Origin of the sequence: Mesorhizobium alhagi CCNWXJ12-2 (genome assembly GCF_000236565.1) — a bacterium.
GTDB lineage: Bacteria > Pseudomonadota > Alphaproteobacteria > Rhizobiales > Rhizobiaceae > Allomesorhizobium > Allomesorhizobium alhagi.
Genome location: NZ_AHAM01000088.1, coordinates 14722 through 33695, shown reverse-complemented (window position 1 = coordinate 33695; position 18974 = coordinate 14722). Strand labels below are relative to the sequence as shown.

18 protein-coding genes are annotated in these 18974 nt (G+C 59.2%); 9 read left to right on the top strand and 9 right to left on the bottom strand.

Going from position 1 to position 18974, the window contains the following annotated elements:
* Positions 1-959 (top strand): molybdopterin-containing oxidoreductase family protein (locus tag MAXJ12_RS11410; protein WP_008836012.1); only part of this gene is annotated, 959 nt, incomplete at its 5' end.
* 20 nt (positions 960-979) lie between these two features.
* On the opposite strand, the gene MAXJ12_RS11405 is transcribed toward MAXJ12_RS11410, so the two are convergent.
* The 5 genes from MAXJ12_RS11405 to purM form a co-directional block, all read right to left on the bottom strand.
* Positions 980-1273, bottom strand: coding sequence for a type II toxin-antitoxin system RelE/ParE family toxin (locus MAXJ12_RS11405; protein ID WP_008836011.1), 294 nt, complete (start codon positions 1271-1273; stop codon positions 980-982).
* Positions 1266-1553, bottom strand: coding sequence for a type II toxin-antitoxin system ParD family antitoxin (locus tag MAXJ12_RS11400; protein ID WP_008836010.1), 288 nt, complete (start codon positions 1551-1553; stop codon positions 1266-1268). The genes MAXJ12_RS11405 and MAXJ12_RS11400 overlap by 8 nt, the downstream gene beginning before the upstream one ends.
* 96 nt (positions 1554-1649) lie before the next feature.
* Positions 1650-2165 (bottom strand): SixA phosphatase family protein, encoded by a 516-nt coding sequence (locus tag MAXJ12_RS11395; RefSeq protein ID WP_008836009.1) that lies wholly within the window; start codon positions 2163-2165, stop codon positions 1650-1652.
* Positions 2166-2193: 28 nt separating this feature from the next.
* The gene (gene purN / locus MAXJ12_RS11390) at positions 2194-2907 is read right to left on the bottom strand and encodes a phosphoribosylglycinamide formyltransferase (RefSeq protein WP_008836008.1); all 714 of its coding nucleotides are present in this window, start codon (positions 2905-2907) and stop codon (positions 2194-2196) included.
* Positions 2904-3968 (bottom strand): phosphoribosylformylglycinamidine cyclo-ligase, encoded by a 1065-nt coding sequence (purM, locus tag MAXJ12_RS11385; protein ID WP_008836007.1) that lies wholly within the window; start codon positions 3966-3968, stop codon positions 2904-2906. The genes purN and purM overlap by 4 nt, the downstream gene beginning before the upstream one ends.
* Before the next feature lie 191 nt (positions 3969-4159).
* On the opposite strand from purM, the gene MAXJ12_RS11380 reads away from it, so the two are divergent.
* The 4 genes from MAXJ12_RS11380 to MAXJ12_RS11365 all read left to right on the top strand — a co-directional run bounded on the left by MAXJ12_RS11380 (position 4160) and on the right by MAXJ12_RS11365 (position 7434).
* On the top strand, positions 4160-4717 hold the full coding sequence (locus MAXJ12_RS11380) for a CDP-alcohol phosphatidyltransferase family protein (RefSeq protein WP_040585882.1): 558 nt from the start codon (positions 4160-4162) through the stop codon (positions 4715-4717).
* A complete protein-coding gene (locus tag MAXJ12_RS11375; RefSeq protein WP_050898814.1) occupies positions 4689-5885 on the top strand; it encodes an AI-2E family transporter in 1197 nt (398 codons plus the stop codon). The genes MAXJ12_RS11380 and MAXJ12_RS11375 overlap by 29 nt, the downstream gene beginning before the upstream one ends.
* Positions 5872-6573 carry a DnaA regulatory inactivator HdaA gene (gene hdaA, locus MAXJ12_RS11370; RefSeq protein ID WP_008836004.1) on the top strand — a complete coding sequence of 234 codons (702 nt, stop codon included), beginning with the start codon at positions 5872-5874 and terminating at the stop codon, positions 6571-6573. The genes MAXJ12_RS11375 and hdaA overlap by 14 nt, the downstream gene beginning before the upstream one ends.
* Positions 6574-6663: 90 nt before the next feature.
* Positions 6664-7434 carry a GGDEF domain-containing protein gene (locus MAXJ12_RS11365; RefSeq protein WP_008836003.1) on the top strand — a complete coding sequence of 257 codons (771 nt, stop codon included), beginning with the start codon at positions 6664-6666 and terminating at the stop codon, positions 7432-7434.
* 82 nt (positions 7435-7516) lie between these two features.
* On the opposite strand, the gene MAXJ12_RS11360 is transcribed toward MAXJ12_RS11365, so the two are convergent.
* Positions 7517-8317, bottom strand: a complete 801-nt coding sequence (locus tag MAXJ12_RS11360; protein ID WP_139043866.1) for a class I SAM-dependent methyltransferase — start codon at positions 8315-8317, stop codon at positions 7517-7519.
* A gap of 264 nt (positions 8318-8581) precedes the next feature.
* Here MAXJ12_RS11360 and MAXJ12_RS11355 point away from each other — a divergent pair, with 264 nt between their 5' ends.
* Positions 8582-9832 (top strand): glycoside hydrolase family 5 protein, encoded by a 1251-nt coding sequence (locus MAXJ12_RS11355; protein ID WP_008836001.1) that lies wholly within the window; start codon positions 8582-8584, stop codon positions 9830-9832.
* Positions 9833-10090: 258 nt separating this feature from the next.
* On the top strand, positions 10091-11227 hold the full coding sequence (locus MAXJ12_RS11350; RefSeq protein ID WP_008836000.1) for a tyrosine-type recombinase/integrase: 1137 nt from the start codon (positions 10091-10093) through the stop codon (positions 11225-11227).
* Between the two features lie 21 nt (positions 11228-11248).
* Here MAXJ12_RS11350 and MAXJ12_RS11345 read toward each other — a convergent pair whose 3' ends face one another.
* A complete protein-coding gene (locus MAXJ12_RS11345; RefSeq protein WP_157999629.1) occupies positions 11249-12463 on the bottom strand; it encodes an SET domain-containing protein in 1215 nt (404 codons plus the stop codon).
* Between the two features lie 362 nt (positions 12464-12825).
* Between MAXJ12_RS11345 and MAXJ12_RS11340 the strand changes: the two genes are divergently transcribed.
* Positions 12826-13095, top strand: a complete 270-nt coding sequence (locus MAXJ12_RS11340; protein ID WP_040585879.1) for a helix-turn-helix domain-containing protein — start codon at positions 12826-12828, stop codon at positions 13093-13095.
* 209 nt (positions 13096-13304) lie between these two features.
* On the top strand, positions 13305-13505 hold the full coding sequence (locus MAXJ12_RS35135) for a helix-turn-helix transcriptional regulator (RefSeq protein WP_085983924.1): 201 nt from the start codon (positions 13305-13307) through the stop codon (positions 13503-13505).
* Between the two features lie 148 nt (positions 13506-13653).
* Here MAXJ12_RS35135 and MAXJ12_RS11335 read toward each other — a convergent pair whose 3' ends face one another.
* Positions 13654-17067 carry a DEAD/DEAH box helicase gene (locus MAXJ12_RS11335; protein WP_008835997.1) on the bottom strand — a complete coding sequence of 1138 codons (3414 nt, stop codon included), beginning with the start codon at positions 17065-17067 and terminating at the stop codon, positions 13654-13656.
* Complete coding sequence (locus tag MAXJ12_RS11330) at positions 17064-18962, bottom strand: DNA methyltransferase (protein WP_008835996.1); 1899 nt, start codon at positions 18960-18962, stop codon at positions 17064-17066. Before MAXJ12_RS11330 ends, MAXJ12_RS11335 begins: the two co-directional genes overlap by 4 nt.
* Positions 18963-18974 lie beyond the last annotated feature (12 nt).

Below are 18974 nucleotides of genomic sequence, written 5' to 3'. Positions count from 1 at the left end.
CGGCGATGCTGATCCAGAACACCAACCCGGCCAATGTCGCGCCGGACCAGCGGCTGGTGAAGCAGGGATTCTTGCGCGACGACCTCTTCACCTGCGTGCACGAGCAGTTCATGACGGACACCGCGAAGCTCGCCGACGTTGTGCTGCCGGCGACGATGTTTCTGGAGCACGACGATATCTACAAGGGCGGCGGCAACCAGCACATCACGCTGGGGCCGAAGCTGATCGACCCGCCTGAGGGACCACGCACGAACCATTTCGTGATCGAGGAATTGGGCAAGCGGCTGGGCGTGTCGCATCTGCCGGGCTTCGGCATGACTGAGCGCGAGCATATCGAGATCATGCTCGAGAAGAAGGGATTGGGCAGTTTCGACACGTTCAGGGAAGAGCGCTGGGCCGACCTGCAGCCGGAGTTCGAGGACGCGCATTTTCTCAAGGGTTTCGGACATCACGACGGAAAGTTCCGCTTCAAGCCCGACTGGACCGGGCAGGCGGCTCCAAACCGTCCGCCGAAGAGCATGGGCATGTTCGGCCCGCATGAGCTTCTGCCGGAATTCCCCGACCATGTGGACCTGATCGAGATCGCCGACGAGGCGCACCCGTTCCGGCTGGCGACATCGCCGGCGCGCAATTTCTTGAACTCGACCTTCACCGAGACACCGGTTTCGAAGGCGCGAGAGGGCCGGCCGGAACTGCTGATCCATCCGGAGGACGCGGCCGAACTGGCGATAGCTAGCGGAGACCGCGTCGAGATCGGCAATTCGCGCGGCGAAGTGGTGCTGCACGCAAAGCTTTTCGACGGGATAAAACGTGGCGTGGTGATCGCCGAGGGCATCTGGCCGAACGACGCGCATGAACGCGGCGAGGGCATCAACGTGCTGACCGGCGCCGACGCTCCGGCGCCCTACGGCGGCGCGGCGTTCCACGATAACAAGGTGTGGGTGCGGGCGGCGGTGTGAACGTTCGCGACTGAAGGCGCCTATATGAGCGTGGTCAGATCGCGCGCGCCATGCACGATTCTCACGATTTCGACCGTTCCGCCCAAATGCCTGTACAGGACGACATAACTCCCGACCTGCAGGACTCTTGCATCCCGCCCGATATCGGGCCTGAGCGGCGCGGAATCGGGAAACGTTGCGAGTTGCCATATCCGTTCCGCGATGGAGTCGAGAAGCCGGTCTGCCGCAGGCGGGTTGTCGAGTGCAACCATGCACCAGATGTAGATGAGATCGTCCTCAGCCGCTGGGCTTCGGACGATGCGAACCTCAGCCATTACGGCGAACGTTCGATGCGTTCTGGAACCGTTCGCGCGCGCGTCGCTTTATATCCTCCATGTCGAAAGCGCGGACTTCACCGCTATCGAGACCCTCAGACCAAGCCTTTCGAAGCCTCTCTACTTCGGCCCGCTTGAGCGGCTGTCGAAGCCGCCAGTCGCGCAGCGCCTCGCGTATGACCTCGCTTGCCGAAGCATATTCGCCCGTCGCGACGGCCTGCCTGACCGTCTCGAGCAGTTCCGGCGACAGCGCCACGCTTACTTTTTCGACAGATGACATTCAGCGAACTCCTTGGGAGCACTGGTAGCAAATTATGCTACCAGTTTCAAGATTCGGCAATCACCGGGGGTATCCGCAGGCACGCCCTTTCCGCCGTCAGCCCAAGTCCCTCGGCCGTAGGCAATGTGTGAGCCGGGCATCGCCAAAGCGCAACTTTTCCCATTTGCCGTCGAAATCAAAGCGGGCGAGCGCCGCGGTCGGGAATTTTTCGCGAAGCTGCTGCAAAGCCTTTTTCTCGGAGTTTGCGCCGGCAAGTCGCTTGGCGAGGTCTTCGAGGCCCGGATTGTGGCCGAGGACGAGCAGCGTCTTTATGGCTTTCGGTGTTCGTCGAATTTCGGAAAGCACGTCTTCCGGTGTGGCGTCGTAGAGAAGATCGGGGAAATCGGCTGACACGGAGCCGGGCAGTGCGGCTGCGACCAGCTCCCACGTCTCACGGCTGCGCGCTGCCGGTGACACCAGCGCCAGTTGCGGCAGCCAGTCGCGGGCGGCGAGTTCCCGGCCCATGAGCGGTGCGGCTTTGCGTCCGCGCGGTGCGAGCGGCCGGTCGAAATCCGCGAGGGCCGGGTCGTCCCAGCTCGATTTCGCATGGCGCAACAGCAGCAGCCGTTTCATGATCCCGGTTCGCGGTTGGCGGGCCGTGTCACGGCGTGAAGCGAGCGAGCTGCTCCAGGTCGACGGCTTCGCGGATAGCACTTGGCGACGACAGGAAGCCGCCGGCGCTCTGCTCGACCAGTTCGGTGTCGGCAAAGACTGTGCGGCCACCTTCCATCCGCGCCATGCCGAGCGCGACCATGCGCAGGGCGAGGGGATAGAGATGGTGTTCCGCCTTAAGCACGCGGGCTGCGAGCGCAGCCTCAGTGTCATCGAGAAGCACCGGCACCGCGGCCTGCGCAATGATCGGGCCGGAATCGGTTTCCGCTGTGACGAAATGGACCGTGCAGCCATGGATGCGCATGCCGGCTTCCAGCGCGCGCGTGTGGGTGTCGAGCCCCCGGAAAGCAGGAAGCAGGGCAGGGTGGATGTTGAGCATCCGGCCCTGCCATTTTTCCACGAAACCGGTGGTCAAGAGCCGCATATAGCCAGCGAGGCAGACGATCTCCGCCTCGAAGGTCGACAGCGCATCGTCGATGGCCGCGTCATGAGCTTCCTTGCTGGAAAAATCACTCCGGGCGATTATGCGAGCCGGCAGGCCCCTGCTGGCGGCGATGTGGAGGCCGCGCGCGTCCGCCTTGTCGGAGATGACCCCGACGATCTCTGCCGGAAAGCTCCGCTCGGAAGCCGCCTCGATCAGGGACGCCATGTTGGAGCCGCGTCCGGAAATTAGGATGGTCGTGCGTTTGCGGCTGATGCTCATAGCGCGATCGCTCCCCGGTAGATGACGCCGGCGTCGCGGCGCGGCACGATGCGGCCGATCGGCGATACGGTTTCGCCGGCCTCCTGAAGCACGGCAGCGACTTGGGCGGCCTGGCCCGACGCGACGACGAGGATCATACCGACGCCGCAATTGAAGGTGCGCATCATCTCGGTCGGCGCGACGCCTCCGGTCTTGGCAAGCCATCCGAAAACCGGCGGCACGTCGATCGCCTCGAGGTCGAGTTCGGCCGAGAAATCCTTGGGCAGCACGCGCGGTATGTTCTCGGGAAAACCGCCGCCGGTGATGTGGGCCAGTGCCTTGATGCCGTGGGTGCCGCGGATCGCCTTGAGCACCGATTTCACATAGATGCGGGTGGGCTCGAGCAGTGCTTCGGCCAATGTCCCTTCATCGGCGAAAGGCGCGGCATCCTGCCAGCCGACGCCGCTTGCCGCGACGATGCGCCGGACCAGCGAAAAACCGTTGGAATGCAGTCCGGAGGAGGCGAGGCCAAGGAGAACGTCGCCCTCTACGATATCGTCGGTGGGCAGAAGCTGGCCGCGCTCGGCGGCGCCGACGGCGAAGCCGGCGAGATCGTAGTCGTTGCCATGATACATTCCGGGCATTTCCGCCGTCTCGCCGCCGATCAGCGCGCAGCCGGCCTGACGGCAGCCTTCGGCGATGCCCGCTACAATCGATGCGCCGTGATCCGGATCCAGCTTTCCGGTGGCGAAATAGTCGAGGAAGAACAGCGGCTCGGCGCCCTGGACAACGATGTCGTTGACGCACATGGCAACGAGATCGATGCCGATCGTGTCGTGCTTGCCGGCTTCGATCGCGACCTTGAGCTTGGTGCCGACGCCGTCATTGGCGGCCACCAGAATGGGATCGGAAAATCCCGCGGCCTTTAGGTCGAACAGACCGCCGAAGCCGCCGATCTCGCCATCCGCGCCAGGACGCCTGGTTGAGCGGACCAGCGGCTTGATCTTTTCCACCATCGCATTGCCGGCGTCGATGTCGACGCCAGCCTCGGCGTAGGTCAGCCCGTTCTTCCGTTCGCCCATTTCGCTTCCCTGGCTGCGGCCGCTATCATGGCGCTATTCGCATGAACCGTCACGCCTAGCAAGAAGACGCTTGCCCAACCGCTGGCTTGGCCGATTGAAGCCTCTAAATCAGACCTTGCGCGCGAGTGCCTTGCGGCAGATGCTCTTTCCGACCATGTAACAGGAAGGTCGGCCTGGAATATGGAGATGCCGTGACCGTAGCCAACATGATCACGATCCTGCGCTTCGTGCTGGTGCCGGGCGTCGTCTACGCGTTGCTGGCCGGGCATATGGATTGGGCCTTCGCCGGGTTCCTGATCGCAGGCATTTCGGACGGCGTCGATGGTTTCGTCGCCCGGCACTTCAACCAGCGCTCCGAACTTGGGGCGTATATGGACCCGATGGCCGACAAGCTTCTGCTTGTCTGTGTTTTCATCGTCCTCGGCTTCATGGGCGAACTGCCGCTCTGGCTTGTTGTCGCGGCGGTGTCGCGCGACGCGCTGATCGTAAGCGCCGTGCTTCTCTCGACGATCATGGGAAGGCCGGTGGCAATGAAACCGCTGCTGGTTTCAAAAGCCAATACGCTTGTCCAGATCGTACTTGCGGCGGTGGTGCTTGCCGAGCTCGCCTTCGAAATGCTTTTCGGCCCGCTCCGCACGGGCCTTATATTCCTGTCCGGCCTCTTGACCGTCGCTTCGGCCGCAGCCTATCTCGTGGCCTGGCTGAGGCATATGAGCGGCTATGGCGAAAGCAAAACTCCAGACAGTTGACGTGACGCTCGAGGATGCTGCCTCCGCGGCGTTCCGCCGGCAGATCCGGTTCTGGGTCATCACCGCGATCATTCTCGCGGTATTCGTCTATCTGTTCAGCGACATCCTGCTGCCTTTCGTGGCCGGGATGGTGCTCGCCTATTTCCTCGACCCGGTCGCCGACCGGCTCGAGCGGATCGGCCTGTCGCGGGTGATGGCGACGATCCTGATCCTGATTGCCTTCCTCGTCGTGCTGGTGCTCGCCCTGGTGATACTGATCCCCGTGCTCGCCTCCCAGCTTTCAGATTTTCTCGTCAAGCTGCCGGAATATCTGAGCCGGTTCCAGGCCCTGGTCACCTCTTATGATCCGAACTGGCTGGAACAGAGATTCGGACTGGATGCGGGCAGCCTGCAGGAAGGCCTGAATTCGCTGCTGACTTCGGGCATGGGCCTGGTCACGACCGTGTTCCAGTCGATCTGGAACTCGGGCGTCGCCATATTCAGCATTGCCGGCCTGTTCATCGTCACGCCGGTCGTGGCGTTCTACATGCTGCTCGACTGGGACCGCATGGTGGCGACGGTCGACAGCTGGGTGCCACGCGATCATGTCGAGACGGTCCGCCAGCTCGCCACCGACATCAATACGGCGACCGCGGGCTTCGTGCGCGGGCAGGGCACGCTTTGCCTGATCCTCGGCGCCATGTACGCTGTCGGGCTGACGCTCACAGGCTTGAACTTCGGCATCCTCATCGGCCTGTTCGCCGGGCTGATCAGTTTCATCCCCTATGTCGGCTCGCTGGTCGGGCTGGTGCTTTCGGTCGGTCTTGCGCTCGTGCAATTCTGGCCGGACTGGACAATGGTGCTGGTCGTTGCCGGCGTGTTCTTCGCCGGGCAGTTCATCGAGGGCAACATCCTGCAGCCGCGCCTTGTCGGGAAAAGCGTCGGGCTCCATCCGGTCTGGCTGATGTTTGCGCTGTTCGCGTTCGGCGCGCTGTTCGGTTTCGTCGGCCTGCTGATCGCCGTACCTGCGGCGGCGTCGGTGGCGGTGCTGGTACGCTTCGCCATTTCCCGCTATCTCGAATCGCCGCTTTACAAGGGCCATGTCGAAGAGCCCGTGAAGGCCAAAGCCGTCCGGCTGACCAAGCCGGCGGGCGGTGACGGTGAACGTGACGGCGATGCGCACGCCTGAAAAACCACGCCAGCTGCCGCTCGATCTCGGCCATTCCACGGGTTATTCGCGTGACGACCTCGTGGTTTCTGACGCCAACAGGCAGGCCGTGGCGCTCATCGACCGCTGGCCGGACTGGCCGGCGACAGTGGTCGTTCTGGCCGGACCTGCCGGCTCGGGCAAATCGCATCTGGCTTCGATCTGGCGCGAAACATCCGACGCGGCGACGCTCGACCCGCGGCGCATCGAGAGCGAAGTCTCCGGGCTGGATGCGGGCCGCCCGGCACTCATCGACGACGCCGATCGCGGCGGGCTCGACGAGCAGGGGCTGTTTCACCTGATCAATGCCGCGCGGGCGGCGGGCACGCATGTACTCCTGACAGCGCGGCGCTTTCCCGCCGCCTGGGGTGTGGCGCTTCCCGACCTCATGTCCAGGCTCAAAGCCGCCGCTACGGTAGAAATCCACGAGCCGGACGACCTGCTCCTAGCTGGCGTCATCACCAAGCTCTTCGCTGACCGGCAGATCGAGGTTGACGCCAACGTCGTGCAGTTTCTGGTCCGGCGCATCGAGCGCTCGCTGGCGACGGCCATACGCATCGTCGGCCGGCTGGACCGCGCGGCCCTCGAGCAGAAGACGCGCATCACGCGCAGTCTCGCCGCCGATACAGTCGACGCGATCGATCGCGGCCAGGCCGAGTTCGAAATTTGAGATCGTGCGGGCGCTCTATTTGAGCGCGCGGCTAAAAATTTACGAAATTCAATAAACGGCGTTTCATCTTGTATCCGCTATAGTTGAGCCATGGACCCGCGGACAAAGCGCATTCTCGGCAGGATTTCGATTTTCACCGCCATCGCAGTGGCGGCGACCTATGTGACTTCTTTTTCCGTGCGGTGGGCGGCGGGCATGCCGATCGACTGGCTGAGCTGGGTCGAATGCCTGGTGATCCCGATCGTCGTTGGAACGCCGATAGGCTGGTACGTCTTCTCCCAGGGCGAAGATCTGCAGGCGGCCCACGCGAAGCTTGAGAGGGCTCATCTCGATCTGAACAAGGCGCATGAGCGCCTGGCTTTCAACGCGCGTCACGACCACATGACAGGGCTGCTCAACCGCGAAGGCTTCCTGCACCAGCTCGAGCAGCATCGTGAGCGCAACGACAGCCACGTGGTGCTGATCGTAGATGCCGACCACTTCAAACGGATCAACGACAGCTACGGCCATCCAAAGGGCGACGAGGCGCTGATGAAGATCGCCAAGGCGTTGCAATATGCGGTGCGCCGGAAGGATTTCGTCGGCAGGATCGGCGGCGAGGAGTTCGGCATCCTGCTCGTCTCCGTAAGCCTCGACGAGGGCATGCAAATGGCCGACCTTATCCGGCGGCAGGTGCAGTGCATCCCCTGGCATCCGGATGCTTCGGAGGCGCCCGGCCTCACCGTCAGCATCGGCGGAGCGGCGATGGACCGGGCCAAAGTCGCCGACGTGCTGCGCCAGGCGGACCGCTGCCTCTACGAAGCCAAGCGGCTCGGCCGCAATCGCGTCGCTTTCGACTATTCCATCCCGGCAGTGGCGTAACTCCGCACGTCTTGTGGAGATAGTCCGGGGGCCCGGCGCGTCGCGCAGGCATCGCCGCACATCGAGCCGCAGTATCGCGTCATTAATGGGTTAGCTGCGAGCTTCTCCGAATAGCATCCGGCGAAAAAGCGTGCGCACCCGTCGCCTGTGGCCGCTTTTGCGAGAACACGAGGAGGTTTGTGCGCATGGCAGGCGGCATGGACCACTGCAGAAGCGAGACGAGGGCAAAGCCGATTGCCGTCCCTCCGTGATATCTTGGAGTGCCGTTGGAAGTGTAGCCGTGGTGCGTCCAGTTTTCTTCACCCAATGCGCGCCGGATGCTGCCCAAGGTGTTCATTCGATAGAATGTGGGAAACACGTCCTCTGGCGGCCGCTCCGGCCAGACACGCCGCATCAGGCGGTCCTTGAACCCCTCCGGCACGACCCTGTTGGAGATGCCGACATAGCCAAAACGGTTTGGTGTGAGCGCGCAGAACCACCCGCCGGGCTTGAGAACTCTCTGAACCTCACGTGCAAATTCCTCGGGATGTTCGACATGCTCGATCACCCATTCGCAGAAGACGACATCGACGCTGCTGTCTGCCAGCGGCAGGCTGCCGCCTGCCTCGATCACATGAGCTTCGTCAAGATGTGGATGCTTCATGACAACAGGATCGACGTCTAACCCGATGACCTTCCCGACGCGGCCCTGAAAGTTGCAAAACGATTTGCGGAATGGAGCGCTTCCGTCATCGAAGCGGGACCCCCGCCCAGCTCCCAAATCGACCACGACCATATCAGGGCGCACAAGGGCGTTGATGTGTGTGTAGAACGCTATGTCCTCATCGTCCCGAGTAAATCCGCCTGCCGCGGTCTCTGGTCGCCACCGGTCAACCACCGTCATGTTATCCAGCTCCTGCCCCATTGCTTGTCGCCAGAAATCAGCAACTGCCGCGTTCGGAAAATGCGAGTTGAAATTGTTATGGTTCGTTAGTTCAGTTCTTATACGCCGTCATGGCGGCAGCTCAAGGAGGAGGCTTCCGGCACGGTTAATTCGCCTCGGTAGAAAGCGAACTTTGATGACCCGCAATTCAATCGACTTGAACGAGGGTTTGAGCGCAACGCTAACCAAAGAAGTCCGGCGATGATTACGTTTTGCGGGCGCTAGATGATGAAAGGCGCTTTCTTCAAAAATCCCTTGGTCCTGGTCGGGGCAGCCCTGCTCATTTCATTGACGCCGCTGCAGGCGGCCAGCTTCTCGGCCAAACGCGGAATCAATCTCGACCTCTGGGTCACCTGGCCGAATGAAGCGGAGTGGTCGAAAGAGGACGTCCTGCTTCCTTATCCCGAATGGCGGCGGACGGTCGGTCTCGATGAACTGGCCGCATTGAGGGGTGCGGGCTTTGATTTCGTTCGCATACCGGTCGACCCGCTGCCGTTCCTGTCGTCGCAATCGGCAGCACTGAGGCCGCGCCTGCTTGCCTCCGTTTTGGAGGCAGTACAGCTTGCCGAGGCCGCCGGCTTGAAGGCCATCGTGGACCTGCATCCGATCCCGCTCGGGGCTGATCGTTTTGCCGGAGCCGAGGAGATCTTGCGGGACGAAGCGCTGTTCGAGCGTTATCTCGACCTCGTTCGCGAGATGGGTCGCACGCTTTCCGGCCAGGATCCCGAGAGTGTCGCCTTCGAACTCATGAACGAGCCGGTTATCGGCTGCGAAGGGGAGGAGGCCGATCAGTGGCGCGACAAGCTGACCCGACTCTTTGCGGCTGCCCGCAGTTCCGCACCGCGATTGACCCTGGTGCTTACAGGCGCCTGCTGGAGTAGCGCGGAAGGCCTTGCCGCCATCGATCCAAAAGCGATTTGGGATGACAATATTCTTTGGGGGTTTCACTCCTACTCGCCATTCATCCTCACAACGCAGGGGGCCCAATGGGCGGGCGATTTCATCCGTTACGTGACCGGCATTCCCTATCCGCCATATGCCTTTCCAGACGAGCTGGCCGAAGGCGTTGAGAACGCGCGTCGAACGATTGGCAGCGAGGCTCCCTTGACGCGCCGCTTAGGCATGCTCGCCTATCTCGACGAGCAAATCGCATTGGTCGATACCAAGGAGGAGTTGGAAGAGGAGATGAGCGCCCCGTTTCGCGTGGTGGCGGAGTGGGCAGAGAAAAACCGTATCGATCCAGGCGATATCATACTCAGCGAGTTCGGCATGATCCGCCAGGAATACGAAAATCCCGCCATTATGCCCCCGCAATGGCGGGCCGCCTATGTGCGCGACATGATCCGGCTTGCCGAAGACCACGGATTTGCGTGGTCGCTTTGGGGATATGGCGGGGCTTTCGGCATCGTCGAAGAATTCGGCGGGCGGAAGGCCGAGAGGGATGTTCTCGAAGTGATCGAACAACTTGGCGAATGAGAACAGTCATTCCCGACGAGAACTTGTGATCGCACGTCCAGAATGGACCTTGAGAATTTGGCGATCCCGACAGGATTCGAACCTGTGACCATCGGCTTAGAAGTTCGATGACGGGCCTGCACATAGCTGAACATGCTTTCCAAAAAACCTATATATTTCAATGCATTTTAGTGCTACCATGCTCATACTTGAACATGGAAACCCACCCATACACCCCTCATTTCTGAGCCTATAGTGAGCCTTGAACGGGAGCTTGGCATGAGACTAACCGACATCTCCGTACGCGCGCTCCCGTTTGGGCAGCCGCAAAAAACATACACCGATGACACCCTCGCCGGCTTTGGCGTTCGTGTCTCAAAGACCACCAAGACGTTTGTGGTCGTGCACGGTCCGACGCGCGAGCGTATCACGATCGGCCGTTTTCCGATCATCGGCCTGGCGGACGCACGGCAGGAGGCAAAGCGCCTCTTGGCTGAACGGACGCTTGGAAAGCGCCGGCCGAAGATTATGACCTACAACGACGCCAAAGCCGCATATCTTGAGATGTCAGAGCAGAAGAACCGCCCACGCACGCACAAGGACTACCAACGGTTCCTCGACAGCTTCGCATTCGGCAAGACCCACATGGCCGATATCACGAAACACGATATTAAAAAGCGCCTCGACAAGCGCAAGCACTCGCCGACGCAGTACGATCAAGCGTTGCGGGCGGTAAAGACGTTCTTCACCTGGGCGGTCCGGCAGGACTACATCGCACACAGCCCGTGCGAGGGCCTGCAAGCTCCCCAGGCGAGCAAATCGCGCACTCGTGCGCTCACCACAGACGAGCTGCGCACGGTCTTCGCTACGAGCCTCACGGGCCCGTATCCATTCGCCCACATTGTCGCTCTGTGCATCCTCACCGGCCAGCGCCGAGGTGAGATCGCCAAGCTTGAGTGGGAATGGATCGATCGCACCAAACGGACGATCACCATTCCCGCAACGGTCACAAAAAACAATCGGGAGCATACGTTTCCGTACGGGGAAATGGCAGAGCGGGTGCTTGAAGCAATCCCCATCATGGACAACGCCCAGTACCTTTTCCCGGCCGCGCGCGACACGGGGCGGCGCAAGGCGGCGACCGTATTCAACGGGTGGAGCAAGGCGAAACGAGTGTTCGACAAGCGCCTTGAAGGTGTACAGCCCTTCACGCTCCATGACCTCCGCAGGACGCTTAGCACCTACATGGCCTCGCTTGGCGTCGAGCAGATCGTCGTCGAAAAGCTCCTTAATCACGTGTCGGGCGGAACGCAGTCGCCAATTGCCCAGGTATACAACCGCCATTCGTACATGGCGGAGATGCGCGAAGCCATACAGACCTATGAAGGCTATCTCGCCAAGCTGTTGAAGAATTGATAGCCAATCTTCGCCAACTGATTAGCCTGACGATCTTGGCGTCGATGCGCCTGCTTTACGCTCCTCGCAAAGGGGCGGAGTGACGCTACCGTCGATCCGCTTATTGGCGTTCTCCCGTTCATACACGGCCTGAAAGTATTTAGGAACATACGGCAGGTATCCCTCATACTGTTCTATCGGGAGCGTGAATATGGAGCGAACGATCTTTCTGCATCGCACTGATCCGCAGGTACACGCCATTTCCCAATGCGGATCGCACTCCGTTGTTGAATAGTCCAGCGTCAGCTCATCGCCTTTCTCGATATCCTTCATGGCGATGATGACCATAGTGTCGGCAGCAATCGTAACAGCTCCGACGTTCGGCCCGCACGAGTGGTTGAGGAACTTAAATGTACCGGCGGGATCGATCCATCGGTTGTGCCCGATCCCTATCCAATCCGGGTTCGATAGGGACTCTTCCTTGCTGGTGTTGATGTGCGATATGATTGTTCCCTCAACGTGTCGTATGCGCTCGCCTGCATTGATATCCTCACCGGCGAACACGCCTCTACCGTTGATGCGACTTGGCCCGGCAATCACGCGCTTCATCGGCTGCTGAACCTCAATCCGCTGCGCGTCGGCTAGGACATGCCTCCGGCTGATCCAGGCCACCGCAGCGTGCAGCAGCATACATTCGACGGGATACATCAGCAGATACCACTTCCACTCGGGCGACGAGACGGTGGTCAGTCCCAAGGCCAGGTATGCCGCCGTCCAAACCGTCCACGGCCACGGGTTCTCGTTTCGAGGTTCCCGCCACGTGTTGATGAGCATGGGAATGAATGTCACGAAAGTGGACAGATTGACGAGCACGAGGATCGCGATGTCGGCTGCTTCCTTCTGGGTATCGCTAAGCAGGCTGGTGCCGAGAAGCACCCATGTGCCAGCGTACATCGCGGTCAGCATGAGATCGGTGTATAGGGATGTCCTCTCCCATGTCTCCTTTGGCCAGCGCAGCGTATTGTGCTGCCAGCAGATGAAACCGACAGCAATACTTGAAAGCGCACATGCGGTCGGGAGGATGAGCATAGCGGCCGTTGCGCCGCTATCAAGCTCAATCACGAGGAGGAGCGAGGTGCCGTATCCCCACATGATCCAACTCGTGGAATTCGGCTCTAGCTCCCTCTTTCGCGCCTTGTTGGCGTAATAGAGATAGCCGGCGACCTGAAGAACTCCGGAAAGAATGCCAAAGACCAACTCCACGGCTAGCCTATGCGTGCCGGATATTGGTTGCCTATGGCTTCGATAGAAACGCATCGGCCATTAGCCAGATACTGCCTGCGCGTGCCATTCTGAAATGACGCGGCCTTAAAAGCGGGAAGCCATCGCAACTCATCTGGGGGCCTGACCGCTTCGGTCACTGATTGCGCGCTGCCGATGGTGGCAAGGATTCTCACGAGAGGCGTCCTCTGTTAGCGGTGAAGGACGCACGGCGTCCGGGCGCGGACAAAGCACCCGCGCCATTAAGGTCTTTTAGTTTGGAAATACCGTCCCCCGATATTTTCAAATGCTTACTATAACCAGTGGTTTGATAAGCTGCAAGTCCTCGAAGTCGGCAGATGACTATTGAGCGTCTTGTTGGTCAAAATGTCCGCCGCATTCGTCTGGAACGCGGTATTTCTCAGGAAGCTTTGGCCTATGAAGCGGAGATCGACCGTTCGTATCTCGGGTCGCTGGAGCGCGGAGAGAAAAACCCCACAGTCCGGCTCCTCTTTCGCATCGCCGATGTGCTGCAATGCACGGTTCCCGATCTTGTGACAAAGAGCGCCGCGCCAGTTCCGAAGAACCTGCCGCGTGGACGGAAGTCGAAGCGCGGGCAAGGCGAATAGCAGTCAGGACACCATGCCGACTCGGGCGGAACCCAGTCGCCGATTGCCCAGGTATACAAATCGGCATTCATACATGAGGGAGATGCGCGAGGCGATCGAGATCCACGACGGCTATCTCGCTAAGCTCTTGAAGAACTGATAGTCTGTCCGCGCCAATTGGATTGTCGTCCATTGGGCATCGCGATGCTCCCCAAACAGGAGCTTCCGCGATGAGGTGCATAAGCTGGAGAGAACTGAAAACCATCGTTCCGTATTCCAGACAGCATATCGGCCGCCTTGAACAGGCCAAACAGTTCCCCTTGCGGGTAACTCTCGGCCCATGCCGGGTGTGCTGGATACTCGATGAAGTACGGACATGGCTTCAGGAACGCATTGACAGCCGATCACTCACCGACACTCCTGACAATTGATCAGGAGCGGCCCCCGGCATCCAAACCGGGGGCTTTTTTTGTACGCGATCAGCGCCATAATCTATCTCGATCCTGCGCATACGAGTGTGCCGCCTGTATTCCCATGCGAGTTGAAACTGATCGCCAACTAGTCGATGATCGCTGTCCGTCACTTGGCGACAATTGAAGCCAAGGTAGCCATCCACGTTCTCAGGTTCTCCTGCGCTATTGCGGCGTCCCTAAGTTCTTTTTCGGCATGAGCCACGTAGGTGTTGCGGAAGTCGTTCACTGCTGTGACCTGGTTGAGAAACGCGCCCGCCCCCTCGAAATCGAAGACCTCGGTCACGGCCTCAAAAACCCCGTCTATCTTGGCTTTATCGTTGAGGGCGAAGTCCAGACAAGACCGCAGCAAGCCAATGACTGAATGCGGATTCCCGTACACGAGTCCACGCTTCAGGTTCTTAGCCATCCCCTCATAATGCTTCAGATTCTTCTTGTCGGCGTTACCCATATAGGGCTCAAACCAGTCACGCTGCTCAACAGCCGTTGCGGGCATTTTTGGCCGTAGGCGCTTGATAATAACCGTCTTGCAAGCCTCGTCATATGGCCCAAGAAGGGCGCTAAAAACTGGGGCAAAGTTTGGCGCGTCGGTCTTTTTCTCAAAGAACCGATAAAGCTCCAAGGCGTCCGTTGCGGCCTTCCTGGCCCTGACAGGAAGGCTATCGAAAACCCCTTTTCCGAAAAACTGCTCTGCGTCATCTTCAGATCGACCACCAAATAGTGGCAGCTCGGGCTGCGAAGTTGTCTCGCTCAAAAGATTTTGAAGGGCAGGAACACACGCGCGGGCTAGATCACCAAAACGATTGCCAGTCAGCCGCTCCATGACATTTTGAGGTGAAAAGACGTACTGCCATTTTACGTCACCTTTGGACGCTGCCTTGCACCACTCGATGGCAGCGGCGGCCTTTCTCGGCACGTCGCTGTCTTGTCGGCCTTTGGTTTCCAGGAGCGCATATTCGCCGATGTCCATGCGGATAAAAAAGTCCGGACGGTAAAACGCCAAGCGTTGCTCAGCTGTAAGGTAGTCAATCCGAAGCGCCTGCGGGCCTGCGTTCTTGGCAAATGCCTTCACGTCTGCGCTGTTGTCGAGAAATGAGGTCATCGCCACTTCGAGTGATTGATCGCAGGGCACCAGATTGAAGAGAGTGTTTCTCGCCTTCTCGACCGGCTTCCGCTCAGAAAGTGTCGCTTGATAGGGCTTCCAATTTCGAAGCTGCGCTCCTGTTCCTTGCACCTTCCTCTTTTCTGTCTTGACCGTGCGGGCTCGAATCAAGGGGATGAACACAGCACGGATGTGTTCCCGTACATCCTGATCGGCGAGCCGCCCTGTGAGCCGCTTATCGACCAGCGACACCTTTTCGTTGAAGAGAATTTCAGAGAGGAACGTTTGAAGCAGCGGCGCGAGGACCGTGTGAGTTGATTGTACTTTGCAAGCAGCTTCTAGTTCGCGGACGTAGAAGGAAATCGCGGTGAGGCCGTTCTGAAGCAGTGGCAGCCTGATGTTCATTTCCTCGACCACCTCATTGGTAATGAGGTGGCGACCTTCGTACTTCACATCCACGTCGCCCTTTGTTCCGAGGGGAAGCTGTGCGTAGGGCTTGAAAGCCGTTTTGACATCCCCGATCGCCAACCCTTCTAGCTTGGGCTGAATCTCGTGTGCCGCCGATAGTACGGGCAGCACGATGTCGAGGGCCGCCAAATCCTTGTTGTCATCCGGAAAAATTGTAACTGTCGTTGCGGGCACCTTTTCGGTGTCCAGCACTTCGATAGGTAGGCCTTCTTGTTCCAGTTCCTGCTCGTAGAGGCTCGAGAACGCGGGATGCTCAACGACAGTGACAAGCTCGTTTGCCTGGCCTGGCGGCGTCATGCGTCGAAGGCCGCGTCCAAGCGTCTGCTCGGGAAGGATATTCGCCTTCGAGCTATAGGGACGAAGAGGAACGATGGTCGTGACATTGCGAACGTCCCAACCTTCCCGCAGCATTAGCACGGACACAATGCATGAATATGGGCCGTCGGATCGATCAAGTTCGCGGCTAATGCGCCGGATCGCCTTCAGGTCGTCGTCGCTGATATCCTTTTCGTTCTCTTCGAAGACCTCGATGGTCTGCCCGCCGATGTTCCGCTTCTTTACTGACCCCTTCAGGTTCGTGTGAAGATTTATCGTCTTACCATTGAGGTCCGCGAACACACCGTCAGCGTTGAGGCGACGGGTGATCTGGTCGGCCGCTTCTGTGTCGGTGCACATGACGAACAGCAGCGGCTTTCTCCCACTCTTTTCCCATTCAGTCCGGCTGCGTTTCCAACGCTCATAACCGAGACGCAAGTGCGCCTCGTAGCGATAGGCCGCGTCGTCATGCGCCTGTTCAACCAGTTCCTTCGTCCGCCCGATTACGGGAGTCTTTACAATCCCCGCATCGACGGCCTCGCCGAGTGGCGTGTCGCAGACAACATTGGGAAAGATACGGCCCTTGTTGTCTTTGGGCGTGGCAGAGAAGTCGAGTTGCGCGGCGAGCCCACTACCCGAACGCTTCCTAATGGTCTCGTGAATCCAGCGGATCGCCCCGTGCCAGGCTGAACCGGGGTCCCATACGTGATGGGCCTCGTCGTTCAGGACCATCAGGCGCCGGTGTGACGTGATGCGGTCGCGAAGATCGGCACCAGTGTCAAGCGCTTTCGACTTTGAGACGGATGGGCCGGCCCAATCGTATGTCTCGACCTCTGATCGGCTGCCGCTGCGCGACTCAAAGAGCCTATGAATGTTGGTAAGATACAGTGCGCCGCCAGTGCTAGCGCCGCTGGCCTCATCCTGAAGGACCACAGAGAAATTCCAGTCACCGCGCCATTCCGTCGGAATGAGCGGGTCGGTCATGAAAATGTCAGGGCCGCCGCCTTCAGGCCTGAAGTCCTCCTTCAGGCGTTCGAAGACAGTCAGATTCGGGGCGATGACAACGAAATGCTTCGCCATCTCGGAGCCGCTTTCACGAAGCGCGTGGAAGTAGCTCCATACAATGGCAAGGCTCATACACTTGGTCTTACCCGCGCCGGTCGCCAGCTTGAAGGCGTACCGCGCCCATTCGTCGTCTTCGGGCTTGATGCCAAGAGCTTCAGTTTCAGCGTTTGGCCCGCCAAACTCGAAGATGAGGGACGACAAGGAGTGCATCCCGCGCACCTCGATTAGATAGATGAGGGTCTCGATAGCTTCGCGCTGGCAAAAATAGTAGCGAAAGTCGATTTCCTCACCGTTTCCGCCGATCAGCCGGTGCGGCCTCTCGAACCAGTGTGCCATGAGTTCCCGCGTCGTGTCGCTAGCTCCGAAATAATTGAGTTCCCGCCACTCCTTCACAGCGGCACGAAGCGGGTTGACCATGCGAATTGGCGACTGCCGCCGGTAGGTCTTGATCTCGGGCGGCAAGCCCTTCTGCGCCCGGACACGATGTTTGTTCGGCTCTTCCCACGGCGCGAAGAGTGGTTCGAGCGCCGCCGCATTGATGGCGATACCGTCCGTCACGGCGGTCTCACTCATATCTCAACCTCCACAGTGATGCTGGTGTCACAGCCGAACACATCCACAACTTTGATGCAGGCAGTATAATGGCCGGGGTTGGCGTAAGCGAACTCCGCGTCACTCACGGTCCTAAGTGTACGGTCCTTTCGAGTACGATAGTCCTGCCAATGGTGATTGAAGGGTTTGCCCGGCATCCAATCGAAGTCGATGGCCCAGAAGTCAATGAAATCGAAGCCGCTCTGCACAGCACGTTCCTGCAAGGCTTCAAGTTCCCTAGACGGAACCTCGGTGAGGCTCGGCAAGAAGTTATTGAGCTTGATCTCGACCGTCTGGCCTTTTGCGCCTTTGCGGATGACCGGTTCCGCCTCCAAGAGCGCCACCTCGAAGAAGGGCGGTACCTCAGTTCGATTCTTTTCCATGATCTCACGGGGGATTCGGTGAAGCCTGATCTTTACATCGAGTTCGATCTCGATACCTGCGATCGCCTGCCGGATGTCCATTTCGAAATCCCAGGCCAGACAATGGACCTGTTTGCCACCCGCGGCCTTGACGGCATGAGCAATCGTCTTGGCCTCTTCCCGTGAGAAGATGCTGTCGATACCGTCAACGTGCACAAAGGCCGTTGCTTTGCGGCCATGAATTAGAGGCGATGGAACATTCTGAAGAGGTTCGGCGCGGAAAAACTTTAGAACGACAGCGCGGTGCTCCTCTTCCGCACCCTTAAGCGCCTCCTTCTGCCACCATTGCCGCTCGTAGCGTCCAAGATTGTAGACATCAAATGAACGGTAAAGCGCATTACCCTCATGAAGCTCACGCTGGACCTGAATTAGGCGCTTTCGAGAGGTGTGGACTGAGAACCGCCCAAGGTCACACCCTATCCAGCGTCGCCCAAGACGTTCCGCCGCCTCCAAAGTGGTCCCCGAACCACAGAAAAAGTCCGCTACGATACTGTCTTGGGAGCTCGAACCCTCGATCACCCGCTGTAAGAGAGCTAGGGGTTTCTGCGTCGGATAGTCCAAGCGTTCGGTCGCGACCGGGTTAATGATTGGGATGTTCCACACGTCGCCGATGGGGCGGTCCTCTTTGCCCTCCTCATACCGGAGCGTCCCATCCTCATTCGTCAGCCAAACGCGCTTGCCGGCAATTTTCTGGGTCACCGGCTGTTGTTTTCTGTTTTTGACCGGCTCACTGATCGTATTGTGGATGTAGGCCCTTGTTCGTGAGTACACAATTATGGTGTCGTGACGGCTATCGAACGTCTTCGCTTCCCAGCCGGTGCCTAGCTTGTTTTCGTAGTGCCAAATAATCTCGTTCCTAAAGTACGCGTCTCCAAATACTTCATTGCAGATGGCTCTAAGAAGTGAGTTCACACGCCAATCGCAATGAAGGAAGAAGCTCCCAGATTCTGACAGAAGCTCTTTAGCAAGCGTAATCCTATCAAACAGCATGCTTGCGTACGAATTTGTTCCAAGTCCCCAGATATCACGGTACGCGACAACTTCCAGGATAGACGGGTCCTTGGACGTTTTATCCTTCTCATCGCCAATAGGAACTTTCATTGAGAAATCCGCCCCGACGTCGAAAGGTGGGTCGATATAAACGAGGTCAATTCGGCCTTTGAATTCCTCCAGTAGGGACGCCATTACGGCTTTGTTGTCCCCCCAAACCAACCTGTTCCTAAAGTCGTCCCTGTGAGACTTGGCTTCATCGAAGAGCACTCCTTGTGCGACAGTGCGCGATCGCGGTTCGTCGATCGTTTCGATGAGCTGTAGGGGCATGGTGACGCTGGCCGCGTTTACTTCGCGCCTGTTGCCGAACTCATCGTACTTACCTTCCCACACGAGTTCTGTCCGCATCTGCGACAGAGGATGCGGATTGCTCGGGCCATAAATGATCATGGGCTTGTCGTTCATTCTTGAAATCTC